We start from the raw sequence: 15421 nt of genomic DNA on the forward strand, positions 1-15421 counted from the left end.
GCGTCATGTCCTCACTCAGGGTGTCCGCGCCCTGGTTCGAAGGAGATCGGCGGTGAGAGTTCCTGGCTCCCGGGGTTCGCACCCCGGTGACAGTGGCGGGACCGCGCCGGACTTCCACCGGCTTCCTCTCCTGCCGCCGCAACTTGGCCCCGGCAGTCCACCACGGCTGTTCGAGGGCCGTCAACTTGCCCTTGACCTGGGGTGGAGGAGTGTGGGCAGGCCCACACGGAGGGGACCTGCCAGGTCACACGCGAACGCGGGGTGCCGGTGGGGCACCCCGCGTCCGCCGATGCGTGAGGTCAGGCGACGATCAGATGGATCCCGTACGCCACCGCCGCCGCGCACGCGGCGAAGCAGACGTACGCGCCGGTGACCGCGAGGGCGGCCGAGCCGCCCTGGGCCTGGACCCGCTCACGGCGGGAGAGGCCCATGATGCCGAGGGTGAACAGGGTCACCAGGCCGACGGTGACCGCGAGGCTGACACCGAAGACGGAGCCGAGGGCCGCCCAGTCGATCTTCATGCTGCTTCTCTTCCTTCGTTCCCGTGAGCGGCCGTCAGGCGGCCGGGGCCGGGTTCGCGGCGGGCGTGGCGGTGGCCGCCGGCTCCGCGGCCGCGGGGGCCGGGATGGTGGCCGTCAGGTCCTCGGGGGTGGCCGGGACCGAGGCCGCCGGGTCGCCCACGGCGGCCAGGCCGGCGGCCGGGGGCGGGGTCACGGCGGCGATCGCGGTGGTCACCACGCCGGCCGGCTCCTCCGTGGCGGGGTCGGCGGCGTTGACGTTGGTGTGGTCGACGACCTCGCGGCGGGAGATCCGCCAGATGGCGAAGCTGGAGGCCACCAGGAAGACGGCGACCAGCGCGGTGCCCCAGTCACCGAGGCCGGTGACGTACTCGGCGAGCGCGCCGACCAGGGCGGCGGCCGGCAGGGTCAGCGCCCAGGCGACGAACATCCGGGTCGCGGTCGACCAGCGCACCACGCCGCCCTTGCGGCCCAGGCCCGCGCCCATCACGGAGCCGGAGACGACGTGCGTGGTGGACAGCGAGAAGCCGAGGTGGGAGGAGGCGAGGATGGCGGTGGCCGCGCTGGTCTGGGCGGCGAAGCCCTGCTGCGGCTGCATGTCCGTCAGGCCCTTGCCCATGGTGCGGATGATGCGCCAGCCGCCGATGTAGGTGCCGAGCGCGATGGCCAGGCCGGCGGAGAGGATCACCCAGGTGGGAGGGTCGGAGTCGGGCGCGACGGCGCCGCCGGCGACCAGGGCCAGGGTGATGACGCCCATCGTCTTCTGCGCGTCGTTGGTGCCGTGGGCGAGGGAGACCAGGCCCGCGGAGGCGATCTGGCCGGCCCGGTAGCCCTTCTCGGCGGCCTTGCCGTCGGCCTTCTTGCCGATCGTGTACGACAGCCGCGTGGCGGCCATCGCGGCGAGCCCGGCGACGATCGGGGCGGCCACCGCGGGCAGCAGCACCTTGGTCACGAGCACGTCGCCGTGGACCGCGCCGAAGCCGGCGGAGGCGACGGTGGCGCCGATCAGACCGCCCATCAGGGCGTGGGAGGAGCTGGAGGGCAGGCCCACGAGCCAGGTCAGCAGGTTCCAGAGGATCGCGCCGACCAGGGCGGCGAAGATGACCTCGGGACGGATGCCGCTCTCGTCGACGAGACCCTTGGAGATCGTGTTGGCGACCTCCACGGAGAGGAAGGCGCCCACAAGGTTGAGGGCGGCGGACATGGCCACGGCGATCTTGGGCCGCAGCGCGCCGGTCGAGATGGTGGTGGCCATCGCGTTGGCGGTGTCGTGGAAACCGTTCGTGAAATCGAACGCGAGTGCGGTGACGACCACAATCGCGAGGATCAGCGAGAAGCTTTCCATTTACCCAGGCATTCGTTCGAAGTCATTGGCGAGCCGAACGTAGGTAACCCGGGTGAACGGAAGGTGAACTGGGCCGGGCGTCCCGATGTCGGAAAGAGGGGGGTGCCGCTCCGCTCGCCGCCGACGGCCCGTACGGCACACGGGCCCCGCGGCTCGCGCCGCTCGTTCCGGTGGCCCGGGGCGGCGTGGATGAGATTCCGGTCACTGCGCCGGGGGACATGCCCGGGCGGGGCGCCCCTGGCAGGATCGCGGCATGTCGGCGAAGCAGCGGTGGACGGCGGGGGACGGGCCGGGGGCCCGCGCGGAGGGCGGGAGCGGGACGGGACCGGAGCCGGTCGTTCCCGGTGGTGAGGACGAAGCGGCGGCCTGGGCGGAGCTGGTCGCGACGGCGCGCCGGACCGTGGCCGACGGGCTGGTCGTCGGCACGTCCGGCAACGTCTCGGTGCGCGTCGGCGACCTGGTGCTGGTCACCCCGTCGGGCGTGCCCTACGACCGGCTGCGGCCGCAGGACCTGACGGCGGTCGATCTCGACGGCCGTCAGGTGCGCGGCTCGCTGGTGCCGACGAGCGAGCTGCCGATGCACCTCGCCGTATACCGCACCACCGACGCGGGGGCCGTCGTGCACACGCACGCGGTGCACGCGACCGCCGTCTCCACGCTGGTCTCCGAGCTGCCGCTCGTCCACTACATGGCCGCGGCCCTCGGCGGCCCCGTCCGGGTCGCCCCGTACGCGACGTACGGCACGGAGGAACTGGCCCGCCACATGCTGGACGCCCTGGCCGGCCGCACGGGCTGCCTGCTGCAGAACCACGGGACGATCACCTACGGCGCCGGCCTCGACCAGGCCTACGACCGCACGGCCCAGCTGGAGTGGATGTGCCGCCTGTGGCTGACGGCCTCGTCGGTCCCGGACCGCACCCCGACCCTCCTGACGGAGGCGGACCTGGCCGAGGTGACGGAACGGCTGCGGGGGTATGGGCAGCGGGGGTGAGGGGGCGGGGCGGTGAGCTGCGGGTGCCCTGGGGGTGCGGGTGCCGGTGCGGGCGTGTGGGGGCTGGTCGCGCGGTTCCCCGCGCCCCTGAGCGGGGTGTCGTCCCGTCGGTCGTGACTGGACCCTCGGGGCGTGGGGGGCGTTTCGGTCGGGCCGGTCACTCCGGGTGTCGCTTCCGGTGGCTTGAGGTGGGGCTCGCCGGGAAACTGGATGTCGTGCGCACTGTCAAAGCGACGGCCGCTGCCGTCACCGCCGTGATGGGCGCCGGGGCCGCCGCCGTGGCCGCCGGCCGACTCGCCAGCGACGCAGCGCTCAAGGCGCCGCCGGGCCGTCCGCTGCCCACGGAGCCCCGGCTCACCGTGCACGGCACGGCCGCCGGCCAGATCACGCTCACCCGCGACCTGGCGGCCCTGCGCCCGGGCACCTACGGGCTCGCCGGCGACGGCAGCCACGCGGTGGTCGGCCAGGTCCTGGACTCCGCCGACCACCCCGCCGACACCGTCGTACGCCGTCTCGAACGCGTCACGCACGGCACCCTCGAACCCGGCGACAAGGTGTGGCTCACCCCCAACGTCCACGTCGGCGACCCGCGCGCCGCGCTGGGCCTGGACCACGCCGACGTGGACGTGCCCGGCGAGCTGGGCGCGCTGCCCGCGTGGTTCGTGCCCGGCGCGAGGGACACCTGGGTGATCGCCGTGCACGGCCTCGGCGCCACCCGCGAGCACCCGCTGAACGTCGTGGGCCTGCTGCACCGGCTGCGCCTGCCCGTGCTCTCCCTCGCCTACCGCGGCGACCTCGGCGCCCCGCGCCGCCCGGACGGCCTGAACCACTTCGGCGAGACCGAGTGGCGCGACGTGGACGCCGCGATCCGCTACGCCGTGCGCTACGGCGCCCGCCGCGTCGTGCTGTACGGCTGGTCCACCGGCGCGACGATGGCGCTGCGCGCGGCCGAGCGGTCGGGGATGCGGGAGCACGTCTCCGGGCTGGTCCTGGACTCCCCGGTGTTCAGCTGGCAGGCCACCCTGCGCGCCCTGGCGCTGGCCCGGCGCACGCCGGGCGCGCTGCTGCCGCTCGCGGTGCGGGCCGCGCAGGGCCGCACCGGGCTGCAGGACGGCCCGGTCCACGGCAGCGACGCCGACGGCCTCGCCGTGCCGACGATGATCTTCCACGGCCCCGGCGACACGGTGGCCCCCTGGCGCGACTCCCGCCGTTTCGCCGAGCGCCGCCCCGACCTGGTCGCCCTGCACACCGTGCCCCACGCGCCGCACGCCGCGATGTGGAACGCCGACCCGGGCACCTACGAGGAGACCCTGCGCCGCTTCCTGACCCCCCTGATGTGACCGCCGGCCCCCTCCCGTCTCCGTGCCGGTGGTCCTCATTCCGCTTCCGTGCTCCGTCCCAGGCCGTACGACTGGCCTGATCACGCCTCCCCTCGCCGCCCCGAGGCGGTCCGCCGGCCCTCCCCGTCGCCCGCGGTGACATTCCGTTTGGGTTTTCGGACCGTCAACCGGAAGACTGCACCCGTGACGTCCCGTATCCCGCGCGACTCCAGGCTTCGTCTCGTCCGACCCCGACCCCTGGCCGCCGCCCCCAGAGCCGTGAACCAGCGGCGCCCGCGCCGTCGGGCACCCCGCCCGCCCGAGGGCACCCCGGCGCCCGCGGAGCTGGCCGGAATGGCTCGCTCCGGCCTGGCCGCCGCCGCCCGCGTCGCCCGCTGGGCCGACGCCGCGCTGGGCCCCGGCCGGAACGGTGCCACCGCCGACGGCAAGGCCACCCTCTCCGACACCACCGCGGAACGCGCCGCACGCGACCTGGGCCTGACCGTGGATCAGGTCCGCCACGACTGGGACATCGCCCGCCTCGCCGGCCTGGTCGAGGTCCACGGCGACAGCGCCCGCCCCGGCTGGCGGCTGCGCGCCTGGAACCGAGACGACAGTGCCGTCCTGCGGGGCTGGGTCGCCCTGTTCGACGCCTGGTCGCTCGCCCACCCCGAACCCGGGGACCTGGAGCCCGCGGCCGTCGCCGAGGTCGTCTCCGCCATGCCCCAGGTGCTGTCCTTCCTCCAGCTCTCCGCCGGCCCCGTGCCCGTGGACCAGCTCCTCGACCTGCTGCGCCAGCGGGTCACCGAGCTGCGCACCGAGCGCTGTGAGATCTCCTACGTCCCGGACGGCGCCGACCTGTCCGAGGAGCCCGGCGCCCGCACGGCGCCGCCCCGCGCCACCGCGTCGGCCACCGCGCGCCCCGGCGCCCCCTCGGGCCCGGCGGACGCCACGGCCGTCCCCGTGGCGTCCACCCCCGCGGAACCGGCCGAGGCGGCCGAGCTCGCGCCGCTGCTCGACTGGGCGCTGCGCGCCCTCGCCTCCGTCGGCGCGCTCACCTACGGCGACGGCCAGGCCACGCTGACCCCCCTGGGCAGCTGGGCGGTCTGGGTCAAGCTGGAGCAGATCTGCGTCGCCGCGCAGAGCCCGGCCGGCAACATCGAGCAGTCCGCCGAGGACATGCTGCGCGGCTGCGCCCAGCTGCGCCCGAACGCCGCCCGCGCCGAGTACCGCGCCTGGCTCGCCGCCCGCCCCGTCGGCAACGCCGTCACCGAGCTGATCGACGCCGCCCGCGGCGACGACGCCCTGCTGCGCGGACTCGCCTTCGAGGCGCTGCGCGTCGTCGGCGCCCCCGCCGAGCCGGACGTCCGCGCCGTCGTCGAGGAGCCGACCCTGCGGCCGTACGCCCTGCTGTGGCTGGCCGAGCACGACGGGGTGGACCCCGAGGACGCCCACGAGGTGCTCACCCGCGAGGAGGCCACGTGGCTGTGGGTGGACACCGCCGCCGCCGTCACCGACCACGGGGAGGCCCCGATGCTGGTGCGGCATCTGGAGTCGGCCGTGCAGCCCACCGTGCCGGCCCTGCTCGACGAGGTCCGCGCCGTCGGCCACCCGCGCACCGTGCAGGTGCTGGTGGCGCTCGCCGCCGCGCACCCCGACCCGGCCCTGGCCAAGGCGGTCCGCCGCGCGGCCTTCCAGGTCCACACCGGCGGCAGCTGACCGTGAGGGCGAGGGCCGGGAGCGTCCCGGCCCTCCGGCCCGGAAAACCAGTTGCACAGCCCCGTTAGACTGGTCCCATGGCCATTCTCCTCGCGCATTAGACGGCGGGACCGTCCGCAAGCCGTCCACCGTCACACCACACCGCCCAGGAGTATGACCCCGTGATCTCCGCCTCCGGTATCGAGCTGCGCGCCGGTGCCCGCATCCTCATCGAGAACGCCACCTTCCGCGTCACCAAGGGCGACCGCATCGGGCTCGTCGGGCGCAACGGCGCCGGCAAGACCACCCTCACCAAGGTCCTGGCCGGCGAGGCGATGCCCGCCGCCGGACAGGTCGCCCGTTCCGGCGAGGTCGGCTACCTCCCGCAGGACCCCCGCACCGGCGACCTCGACGTCCTCGCCCGCGACCGCATCCTCTCCGCCCGCGGCCTCGACGTACTGATCCGCAAGATGCGCGACAACGAGCAGCGCATCGCCACCGGCCAGGGCGCCACCCGCGAGAAGGCCCTCAGGCAGTACGAGCGGCAGGAGACGGAGTTCCTCACCAAGGGCGGGTACGCCGCCGAGGCCGAGGCCGCCACCATCGCCGCCGCGCTCAACCTGCCCGACCGGGTGCTGGGGCAGCCGCTGCACACCCTCTCCGGCGGCCAGCGCCGCCGTGTCGAGCTGGCCCGGATCCTGTTCTCCGACGCGGACACGCTGCTCCTCGACGAGCCCACGAACCACCTCGACGCGGACTCGATCGTCTGGCTGCGCGACTACCTCAAGACCTACCGCGGCGGCTTCATCGTCATCAGCCACGACGTGGACCTCGTCGAGACGGTCGTGAACAAGGTGTTCTACCTGGACGCCAACCGCTCGACCATCGACATCTACAACATGGGCTGGAAGCTGTACCAGCAGCAGCGCGAGGCCGACGAGAAGCGCCGCAAGCGGGAGCGGGCCAACGCCGAGAAGAAGGCCGCCGCGCTCAACGCGCAGGCCGACAAGATGCGCGCCAAGGCCACCAAGACGGTCGCCGCGCAGAACATGGCCCGCCGCGCGGAGCGGCTGCTCGCCGGGCTCGAGGACGTCCGGATGTCGGACAAGGTCGCCAAGCTGCGCTTCCCCGAGCCCGCGCCCTGCGGCCGGACCCCGCTCACCGCCGAGGGCCTGTCGAAGTCGTACGGCTCGCTGGAGATCTTCACCGATGTCGACCTGGCCATCGACAAGGGCTCCCGGGTGGTCATCCTCGGCCTCAACGGCGCCGGCAAGACCACCCTGCTGCGCCTGCTCGCCGGCGTCGAGCAGCCCGACACCGGCCAGGTGGTGCCCGGCCACGGCCTCAAGCTCGGCTACTACGCGCAGGAGCACGAGACGCTGGACCCGGACCGCACGGTGCTGGAGAACATGCGCTCCGCCGCGCCCGACATGGACCTCGTCGAGGTCCGCAAGGTGCTCGGCTCGTTCCTGTTCTCCGGCGACGACGTGGACAAGCCGGCCGGTGTGCTCTCCGGCGGTGAGAAGACCAGGCTGGCCCTGGCCACCCTGGTGGTCTCCTCGGCCAACGTGCTGCTGCTCGACGAGCCCACCAACAACCTCGACCCGGCCAGCCGCGAGGAGATCCTCGGCGCGCTGCGCACCTACAAGGGCGCCGTCGTCCTCGTCACCCACGACGAGGGCGCGGTGGAGGCGCTGCAGCCGGAGCGGATCATCCTGCTCCCGGACGGTGTCGAGGACCTGTGGGGCGCGGACTACGCGGACCTCGTCGCCCTGGCTTGATCGAATGGATGATCCACTGGGTATGGATCATTCGGCCGATCCGTGATCCATCATCTGTGTGAGATCTCCTCGTATCGAGGTGTGTCCTACACGTATCTGACGGCCGGTCCCTCCCTCGGGAGGGGCCGGCCGTCGTACGTCTCTGACCTGGGCGTTCCGTCCCGCTCCTCGGCGATCGGACGAACAGGTGTGCGCGGAATCACAGCTTCCGATTGTGGGGACGCGCTCCTGTCGTCACAACGGTGTCGCACAGACCTTGCCGAATGGGTGGCCATCCCGCCCCGGAGGGGTGATCATGAGGAGACCAGAGCGCACTTCCCATGAGGAGGCACGGGTGGCCGAGACTCTGAAGAAGGGCAGCCGGGTGACCGGCGCCGCGCGCGACAAGCTCGCGGCAGACCTGAAGAAGAAGTACGACGCCGGTGCGAGCATCCGGGCGTTGGCCGAGGAGACCGGCCGCTCGTATGGCTTCGTGCACCGCATGCTCAGCGAGTCGGGCGTCACGCTGCGTGGACGCGGCGGGGCGACCCGGGGCAAGAAGGCCCAGTCGGCCTGAGCCCCGGGCGGCCCCTCGACTCCGATGGTGGCCACCCGGTCGGCCGGCTGTTCGACCGGGTGGTTACTGTGCAGTCGCTTAGGATGCCCCGCAGGGGTGTCCGAGCGGCGGATGTCCCCCACGGACATCCGCTCCTGACCGCACGCATCGGAGGCGCCCCATGGCCACGCCCGGCCCGGAACTCGTTCCCCTGCTCGACCAGGACGGCGTAAGGCTCACCGTCGACGGCGCGATCGCCACGGTGACGCTGACCCATCCGGCCAAGCGCAACGCGCAGAGCCCCGCCATGTGGCGGACGCTCGCCCAGGCCGGCCGGCGGCTGCCGGGCTCCGTCCGGGTGGTCGTGCTGCGCGGTGAGGGCCAGTCCTTCTCCGCCGGGCTCGACCGGCAGATGTTCACGCCCGAGGGGATCGAGGGCGAGCCGTCGTTCATCGACCTCGCCCGCAGCAGCGACACCGACCTGGACGCGGCGATCGCCGGCTTCCAGGAGGCGTTCACCTGGTGGCGGCGCAACGACATCGTGTCCATCGCCGCCGTGCAGGGGCATGCGATCGGGGCCGGCTTCCAGCTCGCACTCGCCTGCGATCTGCGCGTCGTCGCGGACGACGTGCAGTTCGCCATGCGCGAGACCAGCCTCGGGCTGGTCCCCGACCTGACGGGCACGCATCCGCTCGTCGGCCTGGTCGGCTACGCCCGGGCGCTGGAGATCTGCGCGACCGGGCGGTTCGTCCTGGCCGAGGAGGCGGTGGCCTGCGGCCTGGCCAACCTCGCCGTGCCGCGCGACGAACTCGACGGCGCGGTCAAGGACCTGGCCGCCGCACTGCTCTCCGCCCCGCGCGACGCGGTCATCGAGACCAAGGCGCTCCTGCGCGGCGCCGCCGACCGCACCTACGACGAGCAGCGTGCCGCGGAACGCCAGGCCCAGGCCCGCCGCCTGCGCGACCTGGCGGGCATGGGGGAGTGACCCGGGCCCGCGCCGCGTGACGCCGTCACGGTGCGGCGGTCGGGGATCGCCACGCGCGTGTCACGATGCGTGGGAGTACGGGTGCTCGCCGACGCGCGCGTGACGGTGCGTAGCGGTACGGGGTGACGGCCATGCGCGCGTGAGGGTACGGGTGGTGCCGTCGGCGCGTGCAGTGATCTGCCCGTGTGCGCCGGCGTGACCCCAGACGCGTCAGCGTGCGCCCACGCGCGCCGGTGTGACCTCACGCGCCGGGCCCGGCGCGTGAGGCCCGTGTCGCCCCCTCCCGTGACGGTGCCTCAGTCGATCGCCGTCACCAGCACCGCCACCGTCGGACGTTCCGGAAGTGCCTGGGTCACCGCCGCGCGGACCGCCCGGGCCACCTCCACGGGACGGTGACCGGTGACCACGGCGATCTCCACGCGCGCGTGCAGGTGCGGCAGGGCCGGGCCGTCGTGGCCGCGTTCCTCCAGATGCACCGGGCGGCCCAGCCCGCTCAGCGAACTCGTCAGCCGTGCCACGCCCGGCACCGCGAGCGCCGCGGCGGTGGCCCGCGTCTCGTCCGTGTCGCCGCCCGCCACCACGGCGCCCTCCGCCGTCACCCCGGTCCCGGCGGCTGTCCCGGTTCCCGTGCCGACCCCGCCGCCCACGCCCGGCGCCGTCGCGGGGGAAGCCGTCGTGGGGGACGTCTGCGCGGACACCGATCCGGCGAGCGCCGGTTCCGCCGTCGCCGATGGTGCCGTCGCCGGTGGCGCGGTGGGTGCCGGGCTCTCCTCCAGCAGGTCGGTCACCCGCAGGTCCACCTCCGCCACCGTCAGCCCAAGCCCCTCCGTCGCCGCCGTGACCAGCGCCGCCCTCAGCCGGTCCGCGGTCGCCGGCAGCGGCTCCGCCGCCGTGGCGGAGAACTCCGCCGTCACCCGCAAGGGCCCCGGCGGCAGCCCACTCGGCGGAGCCGGGACGACGGGTTCGGTGACGTCCGCCGGATCGGCGAGCCCGATCCGCGCCGCACCGAGCGCCACCCCCGGCACCCCCGCCGCGACCCGCCCGAGGAAGGCCAGCGCCGCGGCCTCCGCGAGCCAGGCCCCGTCCCGCGGACCACCCAGCGGCAGCAGTCTGCCCAGCCCCAGCCGCTGCCGTACGTCCCGCGTCCATCGTTCCGCTGTCATTCCTCCAGCCTGCCGCATCGCGGGCGCGGGATCGCGTAACCGCACTTACGGTGGTCGAAGGACGACAATGCGGAAGGACATGCCGATGACCGACATGACGGCCGGAAACAGGGCGAGCACCTCCGAGTTCCAGAAGGAGGGTGCGACCTCGCGGCGCGGCGGCGGTGACCCCGGCAGCCGCGGCAAGACGACGATCGCGGACGGTGTCGTCGAGAAGATCGCGGGTCTCGCGGCCCGCGACGTCCCGGGCGTGCACGCGATGGGCAGCGGACTGTCCCGCACCTTCGGCGCCGTCCGCGACCGGGTGCCCGGCGGATCCAAGTCGGTGACGCGGGGCGTGAAGGCCGAGGTCGGCGAGGTGCAGACCGCGCTCGACCTGGAGATCGTCGTCGAGTACGGCGTGTCGATCTCGTCGGTCTCGCGCGATGTGCGGGAGAACGTCATCGCGGCGGTCGAGCGGATGACGGGTCTCGAGGTCGTCGAGGTGAACATCGCCGTCAGCGACGTGAAGCTCCCCGAGGAAGAGGAAGAAGAGCAGGAACAGCCCCGCATCCAGTGACGCCACCACCCGCTGACGAGCTGAGGAGCACAGCATGAGCATGGCCGTGGCCGGCATGATCGCCGGCATGGCACTGGCCTTCGCCGGATACTTCGGCGGATTCGGCGCCTTCGTGCTGGTGGCGGCACTGGGCGCCATCGGCTTCGTGGTCGGCAGGTTCGCGGAGGGGGACCTGGAGATCGGTGACTTCTTCCGTGGCCGTACCGACCGACGGCGGTGACGCCCGTGACCACTGGGGCCGGTGAGCTCCGCACACCCCTGAGCACCGTGGTGCCCGCGGAGCGCGGCGCGACGCGGATCGCCGACCGTGTCGTGGCCAAGGTCGCCGCGCAGGCGGCGCGCGAGGCGGTCGGCACGCTGCCCCGGGACGCCGCGTCCCCGCACGCCACGGTCGTGGTCCACCAGGACACCGCCCGCCTGCGCGTCCACCTCGAACTCGACTACCCCACCGACATCGGCGGCCGGTGCCGCGCGGTGCGCCGCCATGTCACCGAACGGGTGAGCGAACTGACGGGCATGCAGGTCCCGGAGGTCGCCGTGCACGTCGAGCGGCTGCACCTCGCGGCGGTGCACGGCGCGGCCCAGGGGAGGACGTCATGAGCGAACCCGAGGGGACCACCCGGCGGATGCCGGTGCTGGAGAAGCCCGCACCCCCGCCCGAGGAGCGGGCCCTGCCGCGTGCCGGCCGCTTCTGGTCGGTCCGCCGGGTCCCGGCCGGCATCGTCGCCGCGCTGCTCCTGGGCGCCTTCGGCGTCTTCCTGTACGACGTCGTCGCCGTGCGCGCCGGCCACTCCGCGATGTACTGGCGCACCTACCTCGCCGGGCAGCTCGCGACGCGCCCGCTGGACGACATCTGGGTGCTGATCGGCGCCGGCGTCGCCGCGGCGCTCGGGCTGTGGCTGCTCGTGCTGGCCCTCACGCCCGGCCTGCGGGCCGTCCTGCCGATGCGCCGCACCCATCCCGACGTACGGGCCGGGCTCCACCGGGACGCGGCCGCGCTGGTGCTGCGCGACCGGGCCATGGAGGTGTCCGGCGTGCAGTCGGCGCGGGTGCGGGTGCGCCGCCGCAAGGCGGAGGTCCGCGCGGCGTCGCACTTCCGTGAACTGGACGAGGTCCACGCCGACCTGGACACGGTGCTCGGCGAGGCGGTGGGCGCGCTGGGGCTCGCCCGGCCGCCCCGCCTCGCGGTGCGCGTCCGGCGGCCCGGACGGAAGGGGTGACGGCGGTGCTCAGAACCGTCAACCGGGTCCTGCTCGCCCTGGTGGGGCTCGTGCTCCTGGCCGTGGGCGGCGCGGTCCTCGCCGTCGGGCTGGGCGCGCCGGCGCCCTCCTGGTGGATCCACGGCAACCGGCACGACGTCCTGCTCAGCGACTCCGAGCGCACCCACTGGCGGGACCAGGGCTGGTGGTGGCCGGTGGTCATCGCCGCGCTCGCCGTCCTGCTGCTACTCGCGCTGTGGTGGCTGACGGCCGTCCTGCGCCGCCGCCGGCTCGGCGCGGTTCTCGTGGACACCGGCGACGGCGCGGGGGCGCAGGTGCGCGGGCGGGCCCTGGAGAACGCCCTCACCGCCGACGCGGAGACCCTGGACGGCGTGTCCCGCGCCCGCGCCCGGCTCAAGGGCCGGCGCACCGCCCCCACGGCCCGCGTCCGCCTCCAGCTGGAGCCGCATGCGGACCCGGAAACGACGCTCGACCACCTCACCCGTCAGACCCTCGGACACGCGCGGGACGCGGCCGGCCTCGCCTCGCTGCCGGCGGAAGTGCGCATGCGCGCGGTCAAGCACCGTGAGGAACGCGTGAGTTGAGCCGTCCGCCGTCCCCTTGGGTCCTCGCGCCGTCCCGCACCGCCTCGGCGGGGCGGGACGGCGGACGGAGGTCAGAAGCCGGAGCGGCTGCCGCCGTCGATCGGCAGCATGACGCCGGTGACGTAGGAGGCCGCCGGGGAGAGCAGGAACGCCGTGGCGCGGCCGAACTCCTGCGGGGTGCCGTAGCGGCGCAGCGGGATGCGGGACTCGCTCGCCGCGCGCGTCGCCTCCGGGTCGGCGGACAGCGCGTCCAGCTCCCGGACCCGGTCGGTGTCGATACGGCCCGGCAGCACGCCCACGACCCGGATGCCGCGCGGCCCCAGCTCGTCCGCGAGGGACTTCGCGAACCCGGCGAGCCCCGGCCGCAGCCCGTTGGAGATGGTCAGCCCCGCGATCGGCTCGTACACCGAACCGGACAGCACGAAGCCGATGACGCCGCCCGCCTCCAGTTCCGCCGCCGCGGCCCGCGCCAGCCGTACCGCGCCGAGGAACACCGAGTCGAACGCGGCCCGCCACTGCTCGTCGGTGTTGTCCGCGACGAAGCCGGGAGGCGGCCCGCCGACGCTGACGAGGATGCCGTCGAAGCGCCCGAAGTGTTCCCGCGCGGCGGCGATCAGCCGCTCGGGCGCCCCCTCGTCGGCGTTGTCCACGGCCACGCCGACCGCGTTGCCGCCCAGCTCGGCGGCCGCGTCCGCGACCCGCTTCTCGTCCCGCCCGGTGATGACGACCTTCGCGCCGTCGCCGATCAGCTCCCGCGCGGTGGCGTTGCCCAGCCCGCGCGTGGCCCCGGTGACGACGTACACCCGGTCCTTCAGTCCAAGATCCATGGCCCCTATCCTGCCCGGTGCTCCCCGAAGAGGGCGAGGGCGGTGTTGACCAGCCCGATGTGACTGAACGCCTGCGGGAAGTTGCCGAGCTGCCGGGCGCCGACGGGGTCGTACTCCTCGGCGAGCAGCCCCACGTCGTTCGCCACGCCCACCAGGCGTTCGAACAGCTCCCGCGCCTCCTTGGTGCGGCCGGAGGCGTGCAGGGCGTCCGCCAGCCAGAACGAGCACGCGAGGAACGCGCCCTCGTCGCCGGGCAGCCCGTCCACGGTGGCCTCCGCGGTGCTGTAGCGGCGCAGGAAGCCGTGGTGCCCGAGGTCCTCGCGGATCGCCTCGATGGTGCCGAGCACCCGCGGGTCGTCCGCCGGCAGGAATCCCACGCGGGGGATCAGCAGCAGCGCCGCGTCCAGCTCCCGCGAGCCGTAGTACTGGGTGAAGGTGTTGCGCTCGGCGTCGAAGCCCTTCTCGCACACCTCGCGGTGCACCTCGTCGCGCATCGCCCGCCAGCCGTCCAGGTCGCCCTCCAGATGGCCGTACTCCTCCAGCGCGCGCACCGCCCGGTCGGCGGCCACCCAGACCATCACCTTGGAGTGCACGAACTGCCGGCGTCCGCCGCGCACCTCCCACAGCCCCTCGTCCGGCTGCCGCCAGTGATCGCGCAGCCAGTCCATCAGCGAACGCTGGATCGACCACATGTGCGGCCGGGTGGACAGCCCCGTGGAGCGGGCCAGCGCCAGCGAGTCCAGCACCTCGCCGTACACGTCGAGCTGCAGCTGGTTGACCGCGTCGTTGCCGATGCGGACGGGGGTGGAACCGGCGAAGCCGGACAGCCACGGCAGCTCCACCTCCGACAGCCGCCGCTCGCCCGCCACCCCGTACATGATCTGCAGGTCGGCCGGGTCACCCGCGACCGCCCGCAGCAGCCAGTTGCGCCACTCCTCCGCCTCCCGCCGGTACCCGGCCGTGACCAGGGCGCCCAGGGTGAGCGTGGAGTCGCGCAGCCAGCTGTAGCGGTAGTCCCAGTTGCGCACGCCGCCGATCTGCTCGGGCAGCGAGGTCGTCGGGGCGGCGACGATGCCGCCGGTGGGGACGTACGTCAGCGCCTTGAGGGTGATCAGCGAGCGGACCACGGCGTCCCGGTGCGGGCCGTCGTAGCGGCACCGCGCCACCCAGGCGCGCCAGTCGCGCACGCTGACCCGCAGCGCGTCGTACGGGTCGATCTGCGGCGGGCGCCGCTCGTGGGAGGGGTGCCAGGTCAGCACGAACGCGACCGACTCGCCCTCGGCCACGGTGAACTCCGAGTGGGTGCCGAAGTCCTCGCCCCAGGTGCGCACCGGCGGCTCGCTGCGCAGCCACACCGCGTCCGGCCCGGCGACGGCCACCCGGTGGTCGCGGGAGCGGCGCATCCACGGCACGATCGAGCCGTAGTCGAAGCGCAGCCGCAGGGTGCTGCGCACCGTGACGCGGCCGTCGAGGCCCTCCACGATGCGCACCAGGTCGGGGGCGCGGTCGCGCTGCGGCATCAGGTCGGTGACGCGGACCCGGCCGTCGGGGGTGTCCCACTCGGTGTCGAGGACGAGCGTGTCGCGGCGGTAGGCGCGCCGGGTGCAGGGGCCGTCGACGCCCTTGGGCGCGATCCGCCAGTGGCCGTTGTCCTCGTCGCCGAGCAGCCGGGCGAAGCAGGCGCCGGAGTCGAAGCGGGGGAGGCAGAGCCAGTCGACGGAGCCGTCCCGGCCCACCAGGGCCGCCGTCTGCTCGTCGCCGATCAGGGCGTAGTCCTCGATGCGGGGATCCACGCAGTTGTGGGTTCCCGCGGCGGTGAACCGGCAATCAGCGGGTGCGCCGGGGGAGTGAGCCGCGACCGGTCGCCTCCGGCGGGGGAGCGAGCCGGGGCCCGGT

Annotated in this window: 16 protein-coding genes and 1 riboswitch; of the genes, 11 read left to right on the forward strand and 5 right to left on the reverse strand. The window is 74.3% G+C overall.

What is annotated here, in order from left to right; all coding sequences use genetic code 11:
- Positions 1-33 precede the first annotated feature (33 nt).
- Positions 34-169, reverse strand: a riboswitch (cobalamin riboswitch).
- Positions 170-299: 130 nt separating this feature from the next.
- Both ACF1AL_RS12045 and ACF1AL_RS12050 read right to left on the reverse strand, forming a co-directional pair.
- Positions 300-521 carry a hypothetical protein gene (locus tag ACF1AL_RS12045; protein ID WP_366840509.1) on the reverse strand — a complete coding sequence of 74 codons (222 nt, stop codon included), beginning with the start codon at positions 519-521 and terminating at the stop codon, positions 300-302.
- Between the two features lie 34 nt (positions 522-555).
- Positions 556-1863 carry an inorganic phosphate transporter gene (locus ACF1AL_RS12050; protein WP_366840510.1) on the reverse strand — a complete coding sequence of 436 codons (1308 nt, stop codon included), beginning with the start codon at positions 1861-1863 and terminating at the stop codon, positions 556-558.
- Positions 1864-2116: 253 nt separating this feature from the next.
- Between ACF1AL_RS12050 and ACF1AL_RS12055 the strand changes: the two genes are divergently transcribed.
- From ACF1AL_RS12055 to ACF1AL_RS12080, 6 genes are all read left to right on the forward strand, one after another.
- Entirely contained in the window at positions 2117-2854 is a 738-nt protein-coding gene (locus ACF1AL_RS12055; RefSeq protein WP_391706228.1) for a class II aldolase/adducin family protein, read from the forward strand.
- 215 nt (positions 2855-3069) lie between these two features.
- Positions 3070-4194 (forward strand): alpha/beta hydrolase, encoded by a 1125-nt coding sequence (locus ACF1AL_RS12060; RefSeq protein ID WP_391660496.1) that lies wholly within the window; start codon positions 3070-3072, stop codon positions 4192-4194.
- A gap of 183 nt (positions 4195-4377) precedes the next feature.
- The gene (locus tag ACF1AL_RS12065; RefSeq protein WP_391706225.1) at positions 4378-5892 is read left to right on the forward strand and encodes a hypothetical protein; all 1515 of its coding nucleotides are present in this window, start codon (positions 4378-4380) and stop codon (positions 5890-5892) included.
- A 161-nt stretch (positions 5893-6053) separates the two neighbouring features.
- Positions 6054-7652, forward strand: coding sequence for a ribosomal protection-like ABC-F family protein (gene abc-f / locus ACF1AL_RS12070; protein ID WP_366840514.1), 1599 nt, complete (start codon positions 6054-6056; stop codon positions 7650-7652).
- 334 nt (positions 7653-7986) lie between these two features.
- Complete coding sequence (locus tag ACF1AL_RS12075) at positions 7987-8208, forward strand: helix-turn-helix domain-containing protein (RefSeq protein WP_043499642.1); 222 nt, start codon at positions 7987-7989, stop codon at positions 8206-8208.
- Positions 8209-8368: 160 nt separating this feature from the next.
- Positions 8369-9172 carry an enoyl-CoA hydratase/isomerase family protein gene (locus ACF1AL_RS12080; RefSeq protein WP_366840515.1) on the forward strand — a complete coding sequence of 268 codons (804 nt, stop codon included), beginning with the start codon at positions 8369-8371 and terminating at the stop codon, positions 9170-9172.
- 296 nt (positions 9173-9468) lie between these two features.
- Here the strand turns inward: ACF1AL_RS12080 and ACF1AL_RS12085 are convergent, their stop codons facing one another.
- On the reverse strand, positions 9469-10335 hold the full coding sequence (locus tag ACF1AL_RS12085) for a hypothetical protein (protein ID WP_391706222.1): 867 nt from the start codon (positions 10333-10335) through the stop codon (positions 9469-9471).
- A gap of 94 nt (positions 10336-10429) precedes the next feature.
- On the opposite strand from ACF1AL_RS12085, the gene ACF1AL_RS12090 reads away from it, so the two are divergent.
- The 5 genes from ACF1AL_RS12090 to amaP are packed head-to-tail and all read left to right on the forward strand — an operon-like array spanning position 10430 to position 12698.
- Positions 10430-10894: an Asp23/Gls24 family envelope stress response protein gene (locus ACF1AL_RS12090; RefSeq protein ID WP_384214027.1), complete on the forward strand. Its 465-nt coding sequence runs from the start codon at positions 10430-10432 to the stop codon at positions 10892-10894.
- Positions 10895-10928: 34 nt separating this feature from the next.
- Positions 10929-11114 carry a hypothetical protein gene (locus ACF1AL_RS12095; RefSeq protein ID WP_366840518.1) on the forward strand — a complete coding sequence of 62 codons (186 nt, stop codon included), beginning with the start codon at positions 10929-10931 and terminating at the stop codon, positions 11112-11114.
- The gene (locus tag ACF1AL_RS12100; RefSeq protein ID WP_366840519.1) at positions 11111-11494 is read left to right on the forward strand and encodes an Asp23/Gls24 family envelope stress response protein; all 384 of its coding nucleotides are present in this window, start codon (positions 11111-11113) and stop codon (positions 11492-11494) included. Before ACF1AL_RS12095 ends, ACF1AL_RS12100 begins: the two co-directional genes overlap by 4 nt.
- Positions 11491-12114, forward strand: a complete 624-nt coding sequence (locus ACF1AL_RS12105; RefSeq protein ID WP_391825881.1) for a DUF6286 domain-containing protein — start codon at positions 11491-11493, stop codon at positions 12112-12114. The genes ACF1AL_RS12100 and ACF1AL_RS12105 overlap by 4 nt, the downstream gene beginning before the upstream one ends.
- The gene (gene amaP / locus ACF1AL_RS12110) at positions 12111-12698 is read left to right on the forward strand and encodes an alkaline shock response membrane anchor protein AmaP (protein ID WP_391825882.1); all 588 of its coding nucleotides are present in this window, start codon (positions 12111-12113) and stop codon (positions 12696-12698) included. Before ACF1AL_RS12105 ends, amaP begins: the two co-directional genes overlap by 4 nt.
- Positions 12699-12769: 71 nt before the next feature.
- Here the strand turns inward: amaP and ACF1AL_RS12115 are convergent, their stop codons facing one another.
- Both ACF1AL_RS12115 and ACF1AL_RS12120 read right to left on the reverse strand, forming a co-directional pair.
- Entirely contained in the window at positions 12770-13525 is a 756-nt protein-coding gene (locus ACF1AL_RS12115) for an SDR family oxidoreductase (protein ID WP_366840522.1), read from the reverse strand.
- 5 nt (positions 13526-13530) lie between these two features.
- Positions 13531-15318 (reverse strand): glycoside hydrolase family 15 protein, encoded by a 1788-nt coding sequence (locus ACF1AL_RS12120; RefSeq protein ID WP_391706215.1) that lies wholly within the window; start codon positions 15316-15318, stop codon positions 13531-13533.
- Between the last annotated feature and the right edge of the window lie 103 nt (positions 15319-15421).

This window comes from Streptomyces sp. NPDC014801 (assembly GCF_043082085.1).
Lineage (GTDB): Bacteria > Actinomycetota > Actinomycetes > Streptomycetales > Streptomycetaceae > Streptomyces.

Bases quoted from the DNA above. Each gene is read 5' to 3' on its own strand.
- ACF1AL_RS12055 (WP_391706228.1), top strand. From the start codon at position 2,117: ATGTCGGCGAAGCAGCGGTGGACGGCGGGGGACGGGCCGGGGGCCCGC.
- ACF1AL_RS12105 (WP_391825881.1), top strand. From the start codon at position 11,491: ATGAGCGAACCCGAGGGGACCACCCGGCGGATGCCGGTGCTGGAGAAG.
- ACF1AL_RS12085 (WP_391706222.1), bottom strand. From the start codon at position 10,335: ATGACAGCGGAACGATGGACGCGGGACGTACGGCAGCGGCTGGGGCTG.
- ACF1AL_RS12095 (WP_366840518.1), top strand. From the start codon at position 10,929: ATGAGCATGGCCGTGGCCGGCATGATCGCCGGCATGGCACTGGCCTTC.
- ACF1AL_RS12045 (WP_366840509.1), bottom strand. From the start codon at position 521: ATGAAGATCGACTGGGCGGCCCTCGGCTCCGTCTTCGGTGTCAGCCTC.
- ACF1AL_RS12080 (WP_366840515.1), top strand. From the start codon at position 8,369: ATGGCCACGCCCGGCCCGGAACTCGTTCCCCTGCTCGACCAGGACGGC.
- ACF1AL_RS12115 (WP_366840522.1), bottom strand. From the start codon at position 13,525: ATGGATCTTGGACTGAAGGACCGGGTGTACGTCGTCACCGGGGCCACG.
- ACF1AL_RS12090 (WP_384214027.1), top strand. From the start codon at position 10,430: ATGACGGCCGGAAACAGGGCGAGCACCTCCGAGTTCCAGAAGGAGGGT.
- ACF1AL_RS12050 (WP_366840510.1), bottom strand. From the start codon at position 1,863: ATGGAAAGCTTCTCGCTGATCCTCGCGATTGTGGTCGTCACCGCACTC.